Source organism: Octadecabacter arcticus 238 (genome assembly GCF_000155735.2).
GTDB lineage: Bacteria > Pseudomonadota > Alphaproteobacteria > Rhodobacterales > Rhodobacteraceae > Octadecabacter > Octadecabacter arcticus.
In genome coordinates, this window is the sequence record NC_020908.1 from 255,891 (window position 1) to 277,944 (window position 22,054).

17 protein-coding genes are annotated in these 22,054 nt (G+C 54.5%); 13 read left to right on the forward strand and 4 right to left on the reverse strand.

All coding sequences use genetic code 11. From position 1 onward, the window contains the following. Positions 1 to 164 precede the first annotated feature (164 nt). Both rpoB and rpoC read left to right on the forward strand, forming a co-directional pair. Complete coding sequence (gene rpoB / locus OA238_RS01370; protein WP_015493766.1) at positions 165 to 4,304, forward strand: DNA-directed RNA polymerase subunit beta; 4,140 nt, start codon at positions 165 to 167, stop codon at positions 4,302 to 4,304. Positions 4,305 to 4,380: 76 nt separating this feature from the next. Continuing rightward, entirely contained in the window at positions 4,381 to 8,634 is a 4,254-nt protein-coding gene (rpoC, locus tag OA238_RS01375; protein WP_015493767.1) for a DNA-directed RNA polymerase subunit beta', read from the forward strand. Between the two features lie 169 nt (positions 8,635 to 8,803). Here the strand turns inward: rpoC and OA238_RS01380 are convergent, their stop codons facing one another. Next, the gene (locus OA238_RS01380) at positions 8,804 to 9,598 is read right to left on the reverse strand and encodes an aspartate dehydrogenase (RefSeq protein ID WP_015493768.1); all 795 of its coding nucleotides are present in this window, start codon (positions 9,596 to 9,598) and stop codon (positions 8,804 to 8,806) included. Positions 9,599 to 9,762: 164 nt separating this feature from the next. Here OA238_RS01380 and OA238_RS01385 point away from each other — a divergent pair, with 164 nt between their 5' ends. The 10 genes from OA238_RS01385 (at position 9,763) to OA238_RS01430 (ending at position 18,737) form a co-directional block, all read left to right on the forward strand. Then, on the forward strand, positions 9,763 to 10,665 hold the full coding sequence (locus OA238_RS01385; RefSeq protein ID WP_015493769.1) for a DMT family transporter: 903 nt from the start codon (positions 9,763 to 9,765) through the stop codon (positions 10,663 to 10,665). A 260-nt stretch (positions 10,666 to 10,925) separates the two neighbouring features. Then, positions 10,926 to 11,297 (forward strand): 30S ribosomal protein S12, encoded by a 372-nt coding sequence (rpsL, locus tag OA238_RS01390; protein ID WP_015493770.1) that lies wholly within the window; start codon positions 10,926 to 10,928, stop codon positions 11,295 to 11,297. Between the two features lie 12 nt (positions 11,298 to 11,309). Then, the gene (gene rpsG, locus OA238_RS01395) at positions 11,310 to 11,780 is read left to right on the forward strand and encodes a 30S ribosomal protein S7 (protein ID WP_015493771.1); all 471 of its coding nucleotides are present in this window, start codon (positions 11,310 to 11,312) and stop codon (positions 11,778 to 11,780) included. 15 nt (positions 11,781 to 11,795) lie between these two features. Next, positions 11,796 to 13,913: an elongation factor G gene (gene fusA, locus OA238_RS01400; protein WP_015493772.1), complete on the forward strand. Its 2,118-nt coding sequence runs from the start codon at positions 11,796 to 11,798 to the stop codon at positions 13,911 to 13,913. 86 nt (positions 13,914 to 13,999) lie between these two features. Then, a complete protein-coding gene (tuf, locus tag OA238_RS01405) occupies positions 14,000 to 15,175 on the forward strand; it encodes an elongation factor Tu (RefSeq protein WP_015493755.1) in 1,176 nt (391 codons plus the stop codon). A 229-nt stretch (positions 15,176 to 15,404) separates the two neighbouring features. Next, positions 15,405 to 16,472, forward strand: a complete 1,068-nt coding sequence (locus OA238_RS01410) for an IS630 family transposase (protein WP_015493773.1) — start codon at positions 15,405 to 15,407, stop codon at positions 16,470 to 16,472. Between the two features lie 277 nt (positions 16,473 to 16,749). Next, entirely contained in the window at positions 16,750 to 17,061 is a 312-nt protein-coding gene (gene rpsJ, locus OA238_RS01415; RefSeq protein ID WP_015493774.1) for a 30S ribosomal protein S10, read from the forward strand. A 14-nt stretch (positions 17,062 to 17,075) separates the two neighbouring features. Further along, positions 17,076 to 17,822 (forward strand): 50S ribosomal protein L3, encoded by a 747-nt coding sequence (rplC, locus tag OA238_RS01420; RefSeq protein WP_051076622.1) that lies wholly within the window; start codon positions 17,076 to 17,078, stop codon positions 17,820 to 17,822. Continuing rightward, the gene (gene rplD / locus OA238_RS01425) at positions 17,812 to 18,429 is read left to right on the forward strand and encodes a 50S ribosomal protein L4 (RefSeq protein WP_015493776.1); all 618 of its coding nucleotides are present in this window, start codon (positions 17,812 to 17,814) and stop codon (positions 18,427 to 18,429) included. The genes rplC and rplD overlap by 11 nt, the downstream gene beginning before the upstream one ends. Then, positions 18,426 to 18,737, forward strand: coding sequence for a 50S ribosomal protein L23 (locus OA238_RS01430; protein WP_015493777.1), 312 nt, complete (start codon positions 18,426 to 18,428; stop codon positions 18,735 to 18,737). The genes rplD and OA238_RS01430 overlap by 4 nt, the downstream gene beginning before the upstream one ends. A 585-nt stretch (positions 18,738 to 19,322) precedes the next feature. On the opposite strand, the gene OA238_RS01435 is transcribed toward OA238_RS01430, so the two are convergent. After that, positions 19,323 to 19,583 (reverse strand): hypothetical protein, encoded by a 261-nt coding sequence (locus tag OA238_RS01435; RefSeq protein WP_144055804.1) that lies wholly within the window; start codon positions 19,581 to 19,583, stop codon positions 19,323 to 19,325. Next, entirely contained in the window at positions 19,570 to 19,818 is a 249-nt protein-coding gene (locus OA238_RS01440) for a DUF1127 domain-containing protein (protein WP_051076353.1), read from the reverse strand. The genes OA238_RS01435 and OA238_RS01440 overlap by 14 nt, the downstream gene beginning before the upstream one ends. A 766-nt stretch (positions 19,819 to 20,584) precedes the next feature. Between OA238_RS01440 and OA238_RS01450 the strand changes: the two genes are divergently transcribed. Next, the gene (locus OA238_RS01450; RefSeq protein ID WP_420806489.1) at positions 20,585 to 20,836 is read left to right on the forward strand and encodes an SH3 domain-containing protein; all 252 of its coding nucleotides are present in this window, start codon (positions 20,585 to 20,587) and stop codon (positions 20,834 to 20,836) included. 361 nt (positions 20,837 to 21,197) lie between these two features. Here the strand turns inward: OA238_RS01450 and OA238_RS01460 are convergent, their stop codons facing one another. Beyond that, a complete protein-coding gene (locus tag OA238_RS01460) occupies positions 21,198 to 21,776 on the reverse strand; it encodes a hypothetical protein (RefSeq protein ID WP_015493781.1) in 579 nt (192 codons plus the stop codon). Positions 21,777 to 22,054 lie beyond the last annotated feature (278 nt).

The window sequence follows — 22,054 nt, forward strand, 5'->3', positions numbered from 1 at the left end:
AACAAGGGCTTTTATCGAAAAGTGTTTGTTTAGATCGGTTCAATGGTCGGGAGGCACCCAGTGGGATGGGCGCCAAGAATTGGCCGAAACGATCTGTTCTCAGGGTTCGTCCCCGCCGCCCATCGGTGACGCGCTCATAGAGATTTTGAAAGGTGACAACGCACATGGCTCAATCCTTCCTCGGCCAGAAACGCTTGCGCAAATACTACGGTAAAATTCGCGAAGTTCTCGAGATGCCGAACCTCATCGAGGTTCAGAAATCGTCCTATGATCTGTTCCTGCGCTCCGGCGACAGCGAAACGCCGCTTGACGGCGAAGGTATCAAGGGCGTCTTTCAGTCGGTTTTCCCGATCAAGGACTTCAATGAAACGTCCGTTCTAGAGTTCGTTAAGTACGAGCTTGAAAAGCCGAAATATGACGTCGAAGAATGCCAGCAGCGCGACATGACATATGCCGCACCGCTTAAGGTTACTCTTCGTCTTATCGTGTTTGATATGGACGATGATACCGGCTCAAAGTCGGTTAAAGACATCAAAGAACAAGACGTATTCATGGGCGACATGCCCCTGATGACGCCAAACGGGACGTTCGTTGTGAACGGTACCGAGCGTGTGATCGTTTCCCAGATGCACCGCTCCCCTGGCGTGTTCTTTGACCACGACAAAGGTAAGTCGCACAGCTCGGGCAAATTGCTGTTCGCTTGCCGCATCATCCCGTACCGCGGCTCATGGCTCGATTTTGAATTCGACGCCAAGGACCTCGTGTTCTGCCGCATCGACCGTCGCCGTAAACTGCCAGTAACAACGTTGCTGTATGCGCTGGGCCTTGATCAAGAAATGATCATGAACGCGTATTACGACCACGTGGATTACACTTTTGACGCGGAGGCGAACAGCTGGAAGACAAAATTCTTCCCTGAGCGTGCGCGCGGCACCCGCCCATTGTTCGATTTGGTTGACGCCAAAACTGGCGAAGTGGTTGCCGAAGCTGGCAAGAAAATCACGCCACGTGCCGTCAAGGCCCTGATCGACGAAGGCAATGTCAAAGATTTGCTCGTCCCATACGATCAGATCCTCGGCAAGTTCGCGGCCAATGACATCATCAACGAAGAAACTGGTGCGATTTACGTCGAAGCCGGTGACGAGTTGACGCTGGAAATGGACAAAGCTGGCGATGTTATCGGCGGTACTTTGAAAGAACTCGTCGACGCGGGCATCAAGACTATTCCCGTTCTGGACATCGACAACATCAATGTCGGCCCCTACATGCGCAACACGATGGCGGCAGATAAAAACATGGGCCGCGAAACCGCGCTTATGGACATCTACCGCGTCATGCGTCCGGGTGAACCTCCAACCGTGGATGCAGCGTCCAACCTGTTTGACAGCCTGTTCTTTGATTCCGAACGCTATGACCTCTCTGCTGTTGGTCGCGTAAAGATGAACATGCGTCTTGCACTGGATGCCGAAGACACCATTCGCACCCTGCGCAAAGAAGACATCGTGTCCTGTATCAAAGCGTTGGTTATGCTGCGCGATGGCAAGGGCGACATCGACGACATCGACCACCTCGGCAACCGTCGTGTTCGTTCCGTCGGTGAGCTGATGGAAAACCAGTACCGCGTTGGTCTGCTCCGCATGGAGCGCGCCATCAAGGAACGCATGTCATCTGTTGAGATCGACACGGTTATGCCGCAAGACCTCATCAACGCGAAACCTGCCGCTGCTGCGGTGCGTGAATTCTTCGGCTCCTCGCAGCTGTCGCAGTTCATGGACCAAACCAACCCGCTCTCGGAAGTCACGCACAAGCGTCGCCTTTCCGCGCTTGGGCCAGGTGGTCTGACACGCGAACGTGCCGGTTTTGAAGTCCGTGACGTTCACCCAACACACTACGGCCGCATGTGTCCGATTGAGACACCGGAAGGCCCGAACATTGGTCTGATCAACTCGCTGGCAACGTTTGCGCGCGTCAACAAGTATGGCTTCATCGAAACACCGTACCGCGTTGTCACTGATGGCGTCGTTACGGACGAAGTGCACTACATGTCCGCGACTGAAGAAATGCGTCACACAGTGGCGCAGGCCAACGCGAACCTTGATGAAAACATGCGTTTCGTGAATGATCTGGTGTCGACCCGTCAGAACGGCGAATACACGCTTGCGCCTAGCGAGAATGTAAACCTGATCGACGTTTCGCCAAAGCAGCTGGTCTCTGTTGCTGCGTCCTTGATCCCGTTCCTCGAAAACGATGACGCAAACCGTGCCTTGATGGGTTCGAACATGATGCGTCAGGCGGTTCCACTGCTTCAGGCAGAGGCCCCGTTGGTTGGTACTGGTATCGAAGAAGTTGTTGCACGTGATAGTGGCGCTGCGATCTTGGCAAAACGTGCTGGTATCATCGACCAAGTCGATGCGACCCGTATCGTTGTGCGTGCAACGTCCGATCTAGAGATCGGCGACCCCGGCGTTGACATCTACCGCATGCGTAAATTCCAGCGTTCTAACCAAAACACCTGCATCAACCAACGTCCGTTGGTCAAAGTTGGTGATACGGTCCTGAAAGCCGAAGTCATCGCCGACGGTCCATCTACGGACATCGGTGAATTGGCGCTGGGTAAGAACGTCATCGTCGCGTTCATGCCGTGGAATGGCTACAACTACGAAGACTCGATCCTGATCTCAGAACGGATCACGCGTGATGACGTGTTTACATCAATCCATATTGATGAATTCGAAGTCGCAGCACGTGACACGAAGCTCGGCCCAGAAGAAATCACACGCGATATCCCTAACGTCGGTGAGGAAGCCCTGCGCAACCTCGACGAAGCGGGCATCGTGTACATCGGCGCCGAAGTTGAGCCGGGTGATATCCTCGTGGGTAAGATCACACCAAAAGGCGAAAGCCCGATGACACCGGAGGAAAAACTCCTCCGGGCCATCTTTGGTGAAAAAGCATCCGACGTGCGCGACACATCGTTGCGCGTTAAGCCGGGTGATTTTGGTACGGTCGTTGAGGTTCGTGTGTTCAACCGCCACGGCGTTGAAAAAGACGAACGTGCGCTCCAGATCGAACGCGAAGAAGTTGAGCGTTTGGCCCGTGACCGTGACGACGAGATGACGATCCTTGATCGCAACATCTACGCCCGTCTGCGGTCCATGATCGAAGGCAAAACCGTCGCCAAAGGCCCACGTGGCATCAAGACAGGCGCGAACATCGACGCGGCTATGCTTGATGATATGCCCCGCAGCCATTGGTGGCAGATTGCCCTTAAGGAAGAAGACGACGCACAAATCGTTGAGGCCCTGAACGAGCAGTATGAGGCAGCCAAAAAGCTTCTCGATGCCCGTTTTGAAGACAAAGTCGAGAAAGTGCGTCGCGGCGATGATTTGCCACCAGGCGTGATGAAGATGGTCAAAGTCTTCGTGGCTGTGAAGCGTAAGCTGCAGCCCGGTGATAAAATGGCTGGTCGTCACGGCAACAAAGGCGTCATTTCCAAGGTCGTTCCAATGGAGGACATGCCGTTCCTCGAAGACGGTACTCCGGTGGACTTCTGTCTGAACCCGCTGGGCGTGCCATCGCGTATGAACGTCGGTCAGATCCTTGAAACCCACATGGGTTGGGCAGCACGTGGTCTGGGCATTGAAATTGACGAAGCCTTGGGTGCTTACCGCCGTTCCGGCGATTTGACCCCTGTGCGGGAAGCGATGAAAATTGCCTATGGCGACAACGTCTATGAAGACGGCATCAAAGACATGACTGAGGCCGAATTGGTCGAAGCAGCTGGCAACGTTATCCACGGCGTTCCAATCGCGACACCTGTTTTTGACGGCGCTAAAGAAGCGGACGTGAACGACAGCCTGACGCGTGCTGGTTTTGACACATCTGGTCAGTCGATCCTGTTTGATGGTCGCACGGGTGAGCAATTCTCCCGTAAGGTCACTGTTGGTGTGAAGTATCTTCTGAAACTGCACCACCTTGTCGACGACAAGATCCACGCCCGTTCCACGGGTCCGTACTCCCTCGTCACACAGCAGCCGCTGGGTGGTAAGGCACAGTTCGGCGGTCAGCGATTTGGTGAGATGGAAGTTTGGGCCCTCGAAGCCTACGGCGCCGCCTACACCTTGCAGGAAATGCTGACGGTGAAATCGGATGACGTCGCAGGCCGTACCAAGGTCTACGAAAGCATCGTCAAAGGCGAAGACAACTACGAAGCTGGCGTGCCAGAATCGTTCAACGTTCTTGTCAAAGAAGTACGGGGCCTCGGCCTTAACATGGAACTCCTGGATGCGGAGGAGGACGAGTAAGGCCAACAGCCGAAGCTCAGGGGCCGGTGAAAATCCGGCCCACTCTCCCCTCCCGCCATACTGAAAAGGTATCGATATGAACCAGGAACTTACAAACAACCCGTTTAACCCGATCACACCGGCGAAAACGTTTGACGAAATCAAGGTCTCTCTGGCCTCCCCCGAACGGATCCTGTCGTGGTCCTTCGGTGAGATCAAGAAGCCCGAAACCATCAACTACCGCACGTTCAAACCAGAACGTGACGGCCTGTTTTGTGCGCGTATTTTTGGACCGATCAAAGACTATGAATGTCTGTGCGGCAAATATAAGCGGATGAAATATCGCGGCGTCGTCTGCGAAAAATGTGGTGTGGAAGTCACGCTGCAAAAAGTGCGTCGCGAACGCATGGGCCACATTGAACTGGCAGCGCCGGTTGCACACATCTGGTTCCTCAAGTCATTGCCAAGCCGTATCGGCCTGATGCTGGACATGACCCTGCGCGACCTCGAACGTATTCTGTATTTTGAGAACTACGTCGTGATCGAACCGGGTCTCACAGACCTGCAATACGGTGCCCTGATGACCGAGGAAGAATTCCTTGACGCGCAGGACGCCTACGGCATGGACGCCTTTACTGCCAACATCGGTGCTGAAGCGATCCGCGAAATGCTGGCAGCGATCGACCTTGAAGGCGAAGCTGACTCTCTGCGTGAAGACCTGAAGGTCGCTACCGGTGAGCTGAAGCCAAAGAAGATCATCAAGCGTCTCAAGATTGTCGAAAGCTTCCTCGAATCCGGCAACCGTCCGGAATGGATGATCCTGACGGTCGTTCCCGTGATCCCGCCAGAGCTGCGCCCGCTGGTGCCGCTGGATGGTGGCCGTTTCGCGACGTCCGACCTCAACGATCTGTATCGCCGCGTGATCAACCGTAACAACCGTCTGAAGCGTTTGATCGAACTGCGCGCACCTGACATCATCGTGCGCAACGAAAAGCGCATGTTGCAGGAATCCGTCGACGCATTGTTTGACAACGGCCGTCGTGGCCGCGTGATCACGGGTGCCAATAAGCGTCCGTTGAAATCGCTGTCTGACATGCTGAAGGGTAAGCAGGGTCGCTTCCGTCAAAACCTTTTGGGTAAGCGCGTCGACTTCTCTGGTCGCTCGGTCATCGTAACCGGTCCCGAACTCAAACTACACCAGTGTGGTTTGCCGAAAAAGATGGCGCTCGAACTGTTCAAGCCGTTCATCTATTCGCGCCTCGAAGCGAAGGGTCTGTCTTCGACCGTGAAGCAAGCCAAAAAGCTGGTCGAAAAAGAGCGTCCAGAAGTCTGGGACATCCTGGATGAAGTCATCCGCGAACACCCCGTTATGCTGAACCGTGCGCCAACGTTGCACCGTCTTGGCATTCAGGCGTTCGAACCTGTTCTGATCGAAGGTAAGGCGATCCAGCTCCACCCGCTCGTGTGTTCCGCGTTTAACGCTGACTTCGACGGTGACCAGATGGCTGTCCACGTGCCGCTCTCGCTTGAGGCGCAGTTGGAATGTCGCGTTCTTATGATGTCCACCAACAACGTGCTGTCGCCTGCCAACGGCGCGCCAATCATCGTGCCGTCCCAGGATATGATCCTCGGTCTGTATTACACGACGATTGAACGTGAAGGCATGAAGGGCGAAGGCATGGTCTTCTCCAACATCGAAGAAGTCGAGCATGCTTTGCAGGCTGGTGAAGTTCACCTGCACGCCAAAATCCAAGCGCGGCTTCCGCAGATTGACACCGAAGGCAACGAAGTGTTTGAACGCTTTGAAACCACTCCGGGTCGTGTTCGTCTTGGCGCGCTTTTGCCAACGAACAACAAAGCACCGTTCAGCCTTGTGAACCGTCTTTTGCGTAAGAAAGAAGTTCAGCAGATCATCGACACGGTCTATCGGTATTGCGGACAAAAAGAATCCGTTATCTTCTGTGACCAGATCATGACGATGGGCTTCCGCGAAGCGTTCAAAGCGGGTATTTCGTTCGGTAAAGACGACATGGTCATCCCCGACACCAAATGGCCACTGGTTGAAGAAACCCGCGGTCTGGTGAAGGACTATGAACAGCAATACATGGACGGCCTGATCACTCAGGGTGAAAAGTACAACAAAGTTGTGGATGCTTGGTCCAAGGCCAACGACAAGGTCACCGAAGCGATGATGACAACGATTTCGACCACGGCGCGCAATGCCGACGGGTCCGAATCTGAGCCAAACTCGGTCTACATGATGGCCCACTCCGGTGCGCGTGGTTCTGTGACGCAGATGAAACAGCTGGGCGGTATGCGCGGTCTGATGGCGAAGCCGAATGGCGAAATCATCGAAACGCCGATCATCTCGAACTTTAAAGAAGGTCTGACAGTTCTGGAATACTTCAACTCCACCCACGGTGCCCGTAAGGGTCTGTCGGACACGGCGTTGAAGACTGCAAACTCCGGTTACCTCACACGTCGTCTGGTTGATGTTGCGCAAGACTGTATCGTCCGTGAGGTCGATTGCGGAACGGAACGTGCGATCACTGCAGAAGCGGCCGTAAACGACGGTGAAGTTGTATCGTCGTTGTCTGATCGTGTGCTTGGTCGTGTGTCTGCCGATGACGTGCTTAAGCCAGGCACAGAAGAAGTGCTGGTAAAAGCCGGAGAGCTGATCGACGAACGCTCTGCTGATATCATCGAAACATCTGGTGTCGCCAAGATGCGCATCCGCAGCCCGTTGACGTGTGAGGCCGAAGACGGCGTCTGCGCAATGTGTTATGGTCGTGACCTCTCACGCGGTACACGGGTCAACATCGGCGAAGCTGTCGGCATCATCGCCGCGCAGTCCATCGGTGAACCTGGTACACAGCTGACAATGCGGACGTTCCACATTGGCGGCGTTGCCCAAGGTGGTCAGCAGTCATTCCTTGAAGCATCTGTCAGCGGTATCGTGGAGTTGCGCAACGAGCAGATCCTCGAAAACGAGATGGGTGAGCAGGTAGTTATGGGCCGGAATATGGTCCTCGCGATCATGGACGAGAACGGCGAGGAGCGTGCGAACCACAAGGTTGGCTACGGTTCCAAAGTGTTCGTCAAAGCTGGTTCCAAGATTACCCGTGGTGACAAGATGTTCGAATGGGATCCCTACACTCTGCCGATCATCGCAGAGAAGGCGGGTATGGTTAAGTTCGTCGACCTCATCAACGGTATCGCAATTCGCGAAGACACCGATGATGCGACAGGCATGACCCAGCGTATCGTGACCGACTGGCGTTCCGCGCCAAAAGGCAACGAGCTGAAGCCCGAGATCATGATCCTGAACTCAAATGGTGAACCTGTTCGCAACGATGCAGGCAACCCTGTGACCTACCCGATGTCTGTCGACGCGGTTCTGTCCATTGAAGACGGTCAGGATATCCAAGCCGGTGACGTCGTTGCGCGTATTCCGCGTGAAGGCGCCAAGACCAAGGACATTACAGGTGGTCTTCCACGTGTGGCCGAATTGTTTGAGGCACGTCGCCCCAAGGATCACGCCATCATCGCGGAAATCGACGGTTATGTTCGGTTCGGCAAGGATTACAAAAACAAGCGTCGTATCGCGATTGAGTCCGCGGAAGATGCGGACATCAAAGTCGAATACATGGTGCCCAAGGGCAAACACATCCCTGTGCAGGAAGGCGACTTCGTGCAAAAAGGCGACTACATCATGGACGGCAATCCAGCGCCGCATGATATCCTCGCCATCATGGGTGTCGAAGCGCTTGCGGACTACATGATCGACGAAGTCCAAGACGTGTACCGTTTGCAAGGTGTGAAGATTAACGACAAACACATCGAGGTGATCGTGCGTCAGATGCTCCAGAAATGGGAAATCTCTGACAGCGGTGACACGACATTGCTCAAGGGTGAAAACGTCGACAAGGCCGAGTTTGACGAGGCGAATGCCAAGTCACTGGCGCGCAAGGGTCGCCCTGCTCAGGGTGAGCCAATCTTGCTCGGCATCACTAAGGCGTCGTTGCAAACACGTTCGTTCATCTCTGCGGCCTCGTTCCAGGAAACAACGCGCGTTCTTACGGAAGCTTCCGTACAGGGCAAGCGGGACAAACTGGTCGGTCTTAAAGAGAACGTGATCGTCGGCCGTCTGATCCCCGCAGGTACTGGTGGGGCAACCCAGCAGGTTTCCAAGATCGCGACTGATCGTGACAACGTGGTTATTCAAGCCCGTCGCGAAGAGGCAGAGGCCGCCGCCGCATTGGCAGCACCCGAGCCTGTGTCCGAGGATGTCATTGGTGGCGACGTGTTCGACACGATGATCGCGGACACACCGGAAAACCGCGAAGAGTAAGCCAGCTTGACGTGAATATTTGAAAAGGCCGCTGGAAATTCCGGCGGCCTTTTTTGTTGGGGTGTCGAATTGGCTGCGCCAATCCGATCAAGAGGGGGCTCGCCCCCGTCCTTCGGACTCCCTCAGGATATTTATGAGACAAAGGCAGAGTACAAAAAAAACTGGGCGTCTAGAGCGTAATTGGTGCTGATTTACGTAAGATTTGATCGACCACGGACATCGCTGCCAAGGCCGACGTGCGCGGTGACTCTGGCAGGCTGTTACCTTTGATTGTGAACTCGAATGACCCAAATGCGCCTTTGGCCGTGATGATGTGGGTGTTACCGGTGGCATTCGGATCCGCGACCAACCTTGCCTGTGTGGCGTCAAGGCCAATGCCGGCCAAAGCCACCGCCGCTGCAACGTTTGCATTTTTAGGATAGCGAAGTGCGGCGTCTCGGGCGGTGCCGTCAAAATGCGTCGTGGTCGTAACCAGATTGTCCAGATCAAGGGTGTCTTCGGCAGGCGAGCCGCGCCAACCGACCGGGGGCTTGATGCCGGTGTAAGTCACCTCATCTAGGCCGCCGACCTTTGCCGCGGACAGGGCATCCAAGGCACCAATCGCACCAGAGGCAAGAAACAACTGGGTGCCACCGTGTTGCGCAGCGGCTGTCATCTGCGCTTGTATCGCGTCATCCGCCAGCGCACCGAGCGAAACTGTTACCAGCGGCAGCCCTTTGCGCAAAACACGTGCACCGTGTTCAATCAAGCCTGCGTGCCCCGCGCAGTCGACCACCAAGTCTGGCAGGGCCTCCAACCCATCAACATCGTTGATCACGTTTACCGCCGCGCCGAGCCGCATCCGCGCCACGTCTTCGCGCCCAGCCCGCGCGATGCAATGGCTGAGCGTCCAACCGCTTTGCCGCAAATGTGCAGCGACATAGCCTGCCATCGCCCCGTATCCGATCACAGCCACATTTGGCATCTATCTGTCCCCCAAAGGTTGCTCGCCGATCTTTGCAGAATTGTCGAAAACGAAGTCTTTCGCAATGATTGTGCGGTACAGTGAGGGAAGGCTGAAACATCCCCTCGGATGACGCGGCGACCTTTGTTGTAGTAACCCTTGCTGAGCCGTGGCACATCCGTCCCATGATCTTATCTGACAACATGCGCGCGGCGCTTATGATGGCGCTGTCGATGACGGCCTTCACCGTCAATGACGCGCTGATGAAACTCGCCGCGCCGAACCTGCCATTCTTTCAGCAAATTGTGGTTCGCGGCGTCTTGATCACGGTTGGGCTGTTCATTCTAGCGGCGCTTTGGGGGCATCTGGGATACAGGCCCAGCGGCAAAGACCGTGCCCTGACGGCTTTACGCACATTTGCTGAAATGTTCAGCACGATCTTCTTTCTGACGGCCTTGTTCAGCATCCCGCTGGCGAACCTCTCCGCTATTCTACAATCCTTGCCGCTTACTGTGACCTTGGCTGCAGCGATTTTCTTTGGGGAACCCGTTGGGTGGCGCCGTTTTGTCGCGATTGGCATCGGGTTTGTTGGTGTCACGATCATTATCCGCCCCGGCATGGACGGCTTTAGCGTCTATTCGCTGTATGGTGTGGCGGCGGTGATTGGCGTGACATTTCGCGATCTTGCGTCACGCAGACTTTCCAACACAATTCCGTCTAGTCGCGTGGCCCTGTCGGCGGCCTTTGGCGTCACTGTCATGGCTGGCGTTGGATCGCTGGTGATGCGCGAACACTGGGTGGCCCTGACAATACTTGATTGGCTCCTGATCAGTGGCGCGTCGGTGTGCCTGATGGCTGGTTACATCTCCGCAGTCGGCGCCATGCGTCTTGGCGAAATCGGCTTCGTCGCGCCGTTCCGCTACACGTCACTGCTGGTGGCGCTGTTTCTGGGCTATGTACTGCTTGATGAATGGCCCGACGGGTGGACATTGTTCGGGGCGGGAATCGTCGTCGCAACGGGTCTGTTCACGCTCTACCGTGAACGCAAAAATGCGTTAAAAACCCCAACAGGCCTGCGCATCCGTTAGACGCTGTTGACACCAAAATGGAGTCGACCTATAGAACGCGCATCTGCCCTAGGTTTGCCCTTGGTCAGGCATCATTATCGTCGTGGTCAAGATCCGACCTACTATTGGTCCGATCCTCTGTAACCCAACCGCTCCGTAGCTCCGGTAAGGCTACGACAGCGGGTTTGTTGTGCTTTTTGGACGCAAGAGGCGCTGAGAATTGAAAACTGCGAACCATAACGGTTCGCGACACATGTGTAAGAAGTGGGGACACAAGCCCAATGCCAACGATTCAGCAGCTGATCCGGAAACCCCGGCAGCCTAAAAGAAAAATCTCGAAGTCGCTTCACCTCGAAGGCAACCCGCAAAAACGCGGTGTTTGTACTCGTGTGTATACGACGACACCAAAGAAGCCGAACTCCGCTATGCGTAAGGTTGCCAAAGTGCGCCTGACAAATGGTTTTGAGGTCATCAGCTACATCGGTGGTGAAAGTCACAACCTTCAGGAACACTCTGTGGTTCTGATCCGTGGCGGTCGTGTCAAAGACCTTCCCGGCGTTCGCTATCACATCCTGCGCGGCGTTCTCGATACGCAAGGCGTCAAGGATCGTAAGCAACGTCGTTCGAAGTATGGCGCGAAAAAGCCGAAGTAAGGAAGAGATAGCATGTCACGTCGTCACGCCGCTGAAAAACGCGAAATTCTGCCCGATGCCAAATTCGGTGATCGGATTCTGTCCAAATTCATGAACAACCTGATGGTTGACGGTAAGAAATCCGTCGCTGAGCGGATTGTTTACAACGCATTTGATCGCGTTGAGGACAAACTTAAAAAGTCTCCGCTCGAAGTGTTCCACGAGAGCCTGGACAACATCAAACCAAACCTCGAAGTGCGTTCGCGCCGCGTCGGTGGTGCTACCTATCAGGTGCCTGTCGAAGTTCGCCCTGAGCGCCGTGAGGCATTGGCAATTCGTTGGTTGATCGCAGCTGCGAAGAAGCGCAACGAAAAGACCATGGAAGAGCGCCTCGCCGGCGAGCTCGTGGATGCGGTTCAAGGCCGTGGCACAGCCGTCAAAAAGCGCGAAGATACGCACAAAATGGCCGACGCGAACAAAGCGTTCAGCCACTACCGCTGGTAATAGGAAGCACTCGATATGGCACGCGACTACCCTCTCGACCGCTACCGCAACTTTGGTATTATTGCGCACATCGACGCAGGTAAAACCACCTGTTCCGAACGCATCCTGTTTTACACAGGCAAGTCCCACAACATCGGCGAAGTGCATGACGGCGCTGCGACGATGGACTGGATGGAGCAAGAGCAGGAACGGGGTATTACGATTACTTCCGCTGCGACCACGACTTTCTGGGAACGCACCGAAAACGGTGATGAACCTGATGGTCTGAAGCACCGCATGAACATCATCGACACACCGGGCCACGTTGACTTCACAATTGAAGTTGAACGTTCTTTGGCCGTTCTTGACGGTGCGATTGTTGTTCTTGACGCCAACGCTGGCGTTGAACCACAAACCGAAACTGTGTGGCGTCAGGCTGACCGCTACAAAGTTCCGCGTATGGTGTTCGTAAACAAGATGGACAAAATCGGCGCCGACTTTCAGAAGTGTGTTGATATGGTTGCAGACCGGACCGGCGCGCGCGCTATTCCAGTTTCCTTCCCGATCGGTGCCGAAACTGAACTCGAAGGCCTCGTTGATCTTGTGACCATGGAAGAATGGTTGTGGCAGGGTGAAGACCTTGGTGCATCTTGGATCAAAGCGCCTATTCGTGAAAGCTTGCAAGCGCAGGCGGCCGTTGGCCGTGAGTTGCTGATCGAAGCTGCGGTTGAGCAAGACGACGACGCGATGGAGGCCTATCTTGAAGGCACCGAGCCCGACGTTAAAACTCTGCGCGCATTGATCCGCAAGTCTTGCTTGTCGCTGTCGTTCGTCCCTGTTCTTGGTGGCTCTGCCTTCAAAAACAAAGGCGTTCAGCCGCTGCTTAACGCTGTTGTAGACTACCTGCCGAGCCCGCTCGACGTGGTTGACTACATGGGCTTTAAGCCGGGCGATGAGACAGAAACACGTAACATCCCGCGCCGTGCGGACGATGATATGGCGTTTTCTGGTCTTGCTTTCAAAATCATGAACGACCCCTTCGTGGGTACCTTGACGTTTACACGGATTTATTCCGGTAAGCTCGAAAAGGGTGACAACCTTCTCAACACCACCAAAGGTGGTAAAGAGCGTGTTGGTCGTATGATGATGATGCACTCCAACGACCGTGAAGAAATTAGCGAAGCGTGGGCTGGTGACATCATCGCGCTCGGTGGTCTGAAGAACACGACAACAGGTGACACGCTGTGTTCCCCGCAAGATCCAGTTGTCCTCGAAACAATGACGTTCCCTGATCCTGTGATCGAGATCGCCATTGAGCCGAAGACAAAAGGCGACCAAGAGAAAATGGGCATCGCGCTCCAGCGTCTCTCTGCCGAGGATCCATCCTTCCGCGTCGAAACGGATATCGAATCCGGTCAGACTATCATGAAGGGTATGGGCGAACTTCACCTCGACATTCTCGTGGACCGTATGCGTCGTGAATTCAAAGTCGAAGCCAATATCGGTGCGCCGCAAGTCGCTTACCGTGAGACGATTGGCCACGAAGTTGAACACACCTACACCCACAAGAAACAGTCTGGCGGGTCCGGTCAGTTCGGCGAAGTGAAGATGGCGATCATTCCAACAGAGCCGGGCGAAGGTTATTCGTTCGAATCCAAGGTTGTTGGTGGTTCCGTCCCTAAGGAATACATCCCGGGCGTCGAAAAAGGCATCCTGTCTGTTATGGACAACGGTCCTTTGGCTGGCTTCCCTGTGATCGACTTCAAAGTGATCTTGCTTGACGGTAAGTTCCACGATGTTGACTCGTCCATCATGGCTTTCGAAATTGCAGCACGTATGTGTATGCGCGAAGGCATGCGCAAAGCTGGTGCAAAACTGCTCGAGCCGATCATGAAGGTCGAAGTGATCACGCCTGAAGAATACACCGGTGGTATCATCGGTGACCTGACATCACGTCGGGGTCAGGTTCAGGGTCAGGACACACGCGGCGTCGCGATTTCGATCGAAGCAATGGTGCCGCTGGCGAACATGTTCGGTTACATCAACACGCTGCGTTCCATGTCTTCGGGCCGCGCGAACTTCTCGATGCAGTTCGATCACTATGATCCAGTTCCAAGCAACATCTCGCAAGAGATTCAGGAAAAATTTGCATAAATGCTGTGGCGGCTTCGGCCGCCGCGGCCCACCGATTCTTGCGGCAGTTTCAGCTCCCGCAGCGCATATCTTAAAAGGAGGCCATCATGGCTAAGGCAAAGTTTGAACGTAATAAACCGCACGTAAACATCGGCACGATTGGTCACGTTGACCACGGCAAGACGACGTTGACGGCAGCGATCACCAAGTATTTTGGCGACTTCAAAGCGTATGACCAGATTGACGGCGCGCCAGAAGAAAAAGCCCGTGGGATCACGATCTCCACGGCCCACGTCGAGTATGAGACAGAAGCGCGTCACTACGCCCACGTCGATTGCCCAGGTCACGCCGACTACGTCAAGAACATGATCACCGGTGCCGCCCAGATGGACGGCGCAATTCTGGTTGTGAACGCGGCTGACGGCCCAATGCCCCAGACCCGTGAGCACATCCTGCTCGGTCGCCAGGTCGGCATTCCCGAGATGGTCGTTTACATGAACAAGGTCGATCAGGTCGACGACGACGAGCTGCTTGAGCTGGTTGAAATGGAAATCCGTGAATTGTTGTCAAAGTACGACTACAATGGCGACGACATTCCAGTGATCCCGGGGTCTGCCCTGCACGCGATGAACGGCACGATGCCTGAAATCGGTGAATCGTCAATCCGCGCGCTGATGGAAGCCGTCGACTCGTTCATTCCGACGCCTGAGCGCGCCATTGACCAGCCGTTCCTGATGCCGGTCGAGGACGTGTTCTCGATTTCGGGTCGTGGTACTGTTGTGACGGGCCGCATTGAGCGTGGCGTGATCAACGTGGGCGACGAAATCGAAATCGTCGGCATCCGCGACACGACAAAGACCACGTGTACGGGCGTTGAAATGTTCCGCAAGCTGCTGGATCGCGGTGAAGCTGGCGACAACATCGGCGCATTGTTGCGCGGTGTTGATCGTGAAGGCGTCGAGCGCGGCCAGATTTTGTGTAAGCCAAAGTCGGTGATGCCACACACCAAGTTCGAAGCTGAGGCCTACATCCTCACCAAGGACGAGGGCGGCCGTCACACGCCATTCTTCGCGAACTACCGTCCACAGTTCTACTTCCGTACAACGGACGTCACTGGCACCGTGAACCTGCCCGAGGGCACTGAAATGGTTATGCCAGGCGACAACCTGAAGTTCGAAGTTGAACTGATCGCACCGATCGCCATGGAAGACGGCTTGCGCTTCGCGATCCGCGAAGGAGGCCGCACGGTTGGCGCGGGGGTGGTCTCCAAAATCCTCGCGTAAGCGCAGATTTAGGAACACACCCAAGCCTGCATCCGTGGCAGGGACTTTGCCTCGGCAAAGAGCCCAAAAGCGGATGAACGCTGCTATTAACGTTAACACAAAGGCCCCCGCAGAAATGCGGGGGCCTTTTCTTTTAATATACTCCTGCGCCTGAATTGACCTGACGATTTTGGGCCTGCGTTTCACTTCGTCGCATGGCCAAAGGCGGTTCAGTCTGTATTTTGAGTTTATGAGCAAGCAATACAAAACAGTCTCCTTATCCGACGAGCAGCGCATAGCACTTGAAGCGCTTTGCCGCCGCCGCAAAGTTGACGCCCTTGTTTGGAAACGGGCGCGCGCGTTTCTTCTTTTGGACGCAGGAGAAGACGCCGGAACGGTTTGCCGGATTTTGGATATTGGCCCGACAGTTTTGACGGAGTGGCGATTTGCCTTTGCCGGTGCGGGACTATCGTTTTTCGGTCTGAAGGACTACAGCCAGCGTCAGGGTCATTTGTCCGTCGTGCAAGAGCAGGCGGTGAGAGCCCATTTCACCGCGCAGCCTGCCCGCAATGCCGATGAGGTCTGTGCCTATGTTCTAGCCGAGTGCGACCAAAACTACAGCACGTCGGGAGCCGCCAAGCTGATGCGCCGCCTGGGGTTCGCGTATAAGAAACCACAATTGCTGCCTGCACAGGCCGATGAAGCCAAGCAGGCTGCGTTTATTGCCAAATATGAGGCCCTGATGAACGGGTTGGCCGCAGATGAGATGGTTGTCTTTTCGGACGCTGTCCACCCCGAACACCAGAGCCGCCCCGCCCATGGTTGGTTCCCCAAGGGACAAAAGACGGCCCTGAAGGCGACATCAGGGCGCAAGCGGCTCAACATTCAGGGCGCGCTTGACCTTGAGACTTTCCAGTTCACCTTTGTGGAAGGTGAGAAGATCAATGCCCAGACAACCCGACAGATGCTGGAAAAGTTGGAACGCAACAACCAAACCAAGACGGCCATCCACGTCTTTGTCGACAATGCCCGCTATCATCATGCCAAGATACTACAGCCATGGCTGGACAGCCCAGAACGTCGGGTGAAGTTGCATTTCTTGCCAGCATATGCCCCGCACCTCAACCCGATCGAGCGTCTTTGGGGTGTTATTCACAAATGGGTCACCCACAATCGGCACTATGCAACGTTCAACCAATTCACAGAGGCCATTTTCGACTTCTTCCGCAAGACCCTGCCAGAAAAATGGCCAGAGTTCCGCGACACCGTCACCGACAACTTCCGCGTCATATCGCTCAAGGAATACAAAGTGATTTGAGGGGAAAACCTCAGGTCAATTCAGGCGCGGGAGTATACAATCAAAAAGGGAACCTGCCGGCGTCAGCCGGTAGTCGTTCAGTTCACCTTCATGCTGTCGAAAATTACTCCAAGCAAGAAAGACGTTGCCACACCCCGCGACTCCCCCTATACGCCCCAAATCGGACAAGGGTGCGCGTTGCGTGCCCTTATTCCATTGACACAAAGACGCGATGAGGGCTCTGGATGAGCCATGGTCCTCCTCTCCGATCTCAACCCTATCTCAAAGGGTGATACACATGGCAGCTAGCCAAAATATCCGCATCCGTTTGAAGGCTTTTGACTACCGTGTGCTGGACGCAAGCACACAGGAAATCGTTCAAACTGCCAAACGCACTGGTGCCTCGGTCCGGGGCCCAATCCCGCTTCCGAACAAGATTGAAAAGTTCACAGTTCTTCGTGGACCGCACATCGACAAAAAATCCCGTGATCAGTTCGAAATCCGCACGCACAAGCGTCTGCTGGATATCGTCGACCCAACACCACAGACTGTGGACGCGCTGATGAAGCTCGACCTCGCTGCCGGCGTTGACGTCGAGATCAAGGTATAAGGGGGCAGATGAACATGTTGCGCTCTGGTATTATCGCAAAAAAGGTTGGTATGACCCGCCTTTTTCAAGAAGACGGTCGGCAGATTCCTGTCACTGTTCTTCAACTCGACAAGCTGCAGGTTGTGGCCCAGCGGACTGCTGAAAAGGATGGCTATACAGCTGTTCAACTCGGCGCCGGTACGGCCAAAGCCAAGCGGACATCCGCACCAATGCGTGGGCACTTTGCAGCTGCAAAGGTTGAGCCTAAGCGGAAGGTTTGCGAATTTCGCGTGTCCGAGGAAAACCTCATCGCCGTTGGCGAAGAGATCATTGCTTCGCATTACTTCGAAGGCCAATTTGTTGACGTGTCTGGCACGTCGATCGGTAAAGGCTTCGCAGGTGCTATGAAGCGGCACAACTTTAGTGGTTTGCGCGCGACGCACGGTGTTTCGGTTTCGCACCGGTCGCACGGCTCCACTGGCCAGTGTCAGGATCCCGGTAAGGTTTTCAAAGGCAAAAAAATGGCTGGTCACATGGGGTCCGCCAAGATCACAACGCAGAATCTGGTGGTTATAAAAACTGACCTGGATCGTGGCCTGATCATGGTTAAGGGCGCAGTGCCCGGCTCCAAGGGTGGCTGGGTTACGGTTAAGGATGCGGTTAAGAAGCCAGCGTCGGAAAACGTAATCTACCCTGCTGGTCTTGCATCCGCTAAGATGGCCGAAGTCGCAGCTGCAGCCGAAACAGCGACACCGGAAGGAGATTCCTCCAATGAAAGCTGATGCAATCAAACTGGACGGCAAAGCCGCTGGGTCTGTTGAACTGGACGAGGCCATCTTCGGTCTTGAGCCACGCATCGACATTCTGCACCGTGTGGTCCGTTGGCAGCGTAACAACGCGCAGGCCGGCACGCACAAGGTTAAGACACGGTCCGAAGTCAAGTACTCCACCAAGAAGATCTACCGCCAGAAGGGTACGGGTGGCGCACGCCACGGCGCACGCTCTGCACCGATCTTCCGCGGTGGTGGTATCTACAAGGGTCCAACCCCGCGTAGCCACGGCCACGAACTGACCAAGAAGTTCCGCAAATTGGGTCTTCGCCACGCATTGTCTGCAAAAGTTGCAGCTGGTGAGTTGGTCATCGTTGACAGCATCGATATGAAAGACGCGAAAACCTCCGCATTGGCCAAACAGGTTGGTGCACTCGGTTGGAAGCGTTGCCTGATCATTGATGCGACAGTGAACGAGAACTTCGCCGTTGCCGCGCGCAACATCACAACCATCAACGCTCTGCCCGTCATGGGCGCGAACGTGTATGACATCCTGCGCTCCGACACACTTGTGTTGACCAAAGCAGGTGTCGAAGCTCTGGAGGCGCGTCTCAAATGAGTAAGTCTGAAACAACCACCAAAGCAGAACACTACGACGTGATCCGCAAGCCGATCATCACTGAAAAAGCAACAATGGCGTCCGAACACAACGCCGTCGTCTTTGAAGTGCATATCGACGCCAACAAGCCGATGATCAAAGAGGCCGTTGAGACGCTCTTTGGTGTAAAGGTCAAAGCGGTGAACACGATGATCACCAAAGGTAAATCCAAGCGCTTCCGTGGCCAGATGGGCCGTCGCAAAGACGTAAAGAAAGCCTACGTGACACTCGTTGAGGGCAACACAATCGACGTGAGCACTGGTCTGTAAGGACTGCGGTTACGTTAGAGATAAAGAAGGCCCCTTGGTGAGAACCGAGGGGCCTTTTTCACACTCACCTATAGGGAATGAAAGATCGACCAGTGACCGGAAGTGCTACATCTTGTTCGTCAACACAAAACACCAACGGATGACATTTTAGTACTTGATCGCGATTTGGGCCATTTTTCACTTTATCAAAACAGATGGCTTCGTTTGTTCGCCAGGGTTGTGTTTCAGTCTGAAAAGGCTTCTTATCGGTTCTTAAGTCAAAGCTAGTATACGGGACCAGCCCGTTGTCCGTTGGTCGCGCATTGTCCGTCGGCAGAGTTTCTGGGTCCATCGGCTTAAACTAAGAGAGTGCTTGGCTCATCTGGTTAATTGCATTGTGCGGCGCGTTGACTGTGATGCAAGCGCCGCGCTTGGAGTGTCCTTCGTTTGATCCCCTCAGTGGTTGCGATGAGCCAACAAAGCTTAACTTTTCAAATACCGCTATTTGGTCCCATAAGCGGTGGCGTCAGGCAGCCGATACCAACCATTGTTCCGATCGTGTGACAAATGCTTGTGTTTTCACACTCGCCACCACAGATCAGGCGTTCAAAGTCCGTCGTATTCGTATGTGACCAGATGTTCGGCATGGTCCCTGATGCCACTTCGTTTGATGCCAATCTTGCCCAGCTGCTCGTCGGCCATCGCTTGCAAGACCGACTGCGCCCTTCCAATCTTAGCTCGGACTACCAAGGCTCTAAAATGGTTACGTATTGTGGTCGTTGTCCGGCCAATGGCGGTGGCGGCGTCTCCAATGGCATGTTGAGCCCAGTGGAACGTGCTTTCTGCTGTGTTGTTATGCATTTTCATTTGCGAGTTCATTCTGTGATTGCTCGAATGCAATTTGGGGGATGTCTGCGCGGGATATTCCGATATCCAACAGGTCTCGGTTCGACAAAGCGTTCAGCTCTGTCAGGGATCGCCGAAACCTTGCCGCCTCGATGTTTGCTTTGGCGGCTGCGTTACGGCGATTGATGTAGCGTGTGCGCAGTTCGGTCAGACCGGACGTCAGCCAGTTATTTGTGTGGGATACTACCAATGTCATGGTGCAACTCCTTTTTTGCTTTGCTGCAGCGCAGAATTAATGCTGCACTGCAGAGATAGGGCTTGAAGGGTCGACAACCAACCCTGTTATTCCGCATAGGGGCTATGTGGAACTCGAAGGGAACGACCAAGGCATGGACGTGTCCGCTCAAATAGTCACCGTTGTGAACGCGCAGGGTGCGGTGAGCAGAAATGAAAGCTTCAACGTGTCTAGATCAAGCGGCTTACCAAGAGTTTTGGCATCATTACGCGCGCAAAATGAGACTGAAAATAGGAGCACAGATGCGACGACCATCTCTGGTTCAGGCAGTGAAGTTTGCTGACACAAGCGGAGCAAAAATGTTGTATGTCGAATTTGCAGCTGTTCTAAACAGAACGATTGTCAAAAATGGTGGTCTGTTTCTAATCCATCACCAATTTAAGGTAGCTCTCTGATATGAATCCTAGACTTCTCATGCGCATCGCTATGATGACCAGAAGGCGGCCCTCAAAAGCGAAACTGATCACCGTAACCATCGCTGTGGTTGCCGTGCTGGTTATTTTTGCTGCCGACAAATTTGGACTGGCCCCTGACTGGATGAGCGTAGAGCGTATGCGCCTTAATCCCTAGTCTTGTGGGTCCAAAACGCACGCCGTTGGCTTGTAATATAAATGCTGAGGGCCACAGCTTCAGCGGACTAGAACTTGGGTCCGTGACCGTTTATTGAATGGCAAACAAATGAGGTCAGATCATGCTCCGAAGCACATTTCTAGTTGTTCTACTTTTCATGCTTGTGGCCAGCTGTGGCAACTTGGCCGCTGACCGTAGCGTCGTCGAGGGCACCGGCCCGGACGAATTGTTGAAGTTGAGGTCAGGCCCCGGGCTTGGCTATGGCGTAATCTTAGGCCTGCCTGATGGAACCTCTCTGAATCGCCACGACTGCGTGACTGAAGTTGGACAACTTTGGTGCCAAGTCTCGCTCACCACCGCGCCGCAGATCAAGGGTTACGTCTCTGCCGACTACCTCGCGACGCGCTGAATGCAACCTGCTGCTGCACAATATCCAGCTCCTACCCTTCATGCTCGTTCAACAAATTGCAGTTGCTACCACTGCCAAAACTGAGGTGCCTCTAGTTTCCTAGACGCCTGATCCGTTCAGGCTTTAACAAGCGAAAGAAGCTCTCGGCGCGATTGTTGAAAAAACAAAATTTGCAATGGCGTAAGCCGAACTGCTGATCGAAATCAGAAAGGCCGCTCTCTCGGGGGGGCTGCCTTTTGCGTTGGCGCCGTTGAAGGCGCGGCGGCTATCCATTTGAATGCATGTATTTGACAGTTTGATCCGGCCCACATTCAATGCAGGCCGGACATACGTTCCTTTATCTCCAGATCGCTTTGGCTTTTCAGAAGCTGAGTTTAGCCGACACTTGCAATCGATCTGCCGACACGCTGGTGTCGTTGAAAAGCTCTCGATCACCAATGATGTATTCAGCACCAATCGTCGTACTTTCGCGTATTTGGTAATTGGTCGTGAGGTGAATTGTCTCGAGCCGTTCCGTGTCCGTTGCAGCACCGGTATCAATTTGGCGAAGGCCATAGGCGGCACCGAAGGTCCAATCGCCACTCGTCTGGCTAATACCCAACGTGATGCCGTCCGTTTCGACAGCCGCGCCGCCAAATGTATCATCACCACCAAACACCATGTACGAACCAACCGCTTCGCCAGTTGTGTAGGATGCGTTGATGCTACCACCTTCCCAAAGTTGCGCGTTCCCGCTGAGATTCACGCCCCAGCCGTCTACGTCACCACCCGTCGTTGAAACAGTCGTCCCAAGTGCTGCTAGCTTTACGAAATAACGTTCACTAGAATAGAACGCCGCCGCAGTTAAGGCGGGGTCAGAACTGTCGCTGGCTGCCTGTTCAACCGAGGTTGAGAACCCGAGCCCATTGGGCATTTCATAGGTGTAGCGCGCTTGGGCCACCCGCGCGAAAGGGATCCCTGACGGGCCTTGGAAGTCGAGTTTGATGGATAGCTTTCGATCGGCATAAAGTTGGTCCAGCTTCGCCCAATCAGCAAATTTCCGACAGTCAGATTGGCATGCCTCAACCGAAACTGGCCGCCGCCTCCACCGAAGAAATCACCCTCAAGAACGGCCGTCGCCCCGTCAAATTCCGCGCGCACGCCTAAACGGGATTGAATGGCCTGTCCGGTAAAGTTGCTGCCCGTTTCGGTCCCAGGTTCGAGACTTCCAAGCGAGTT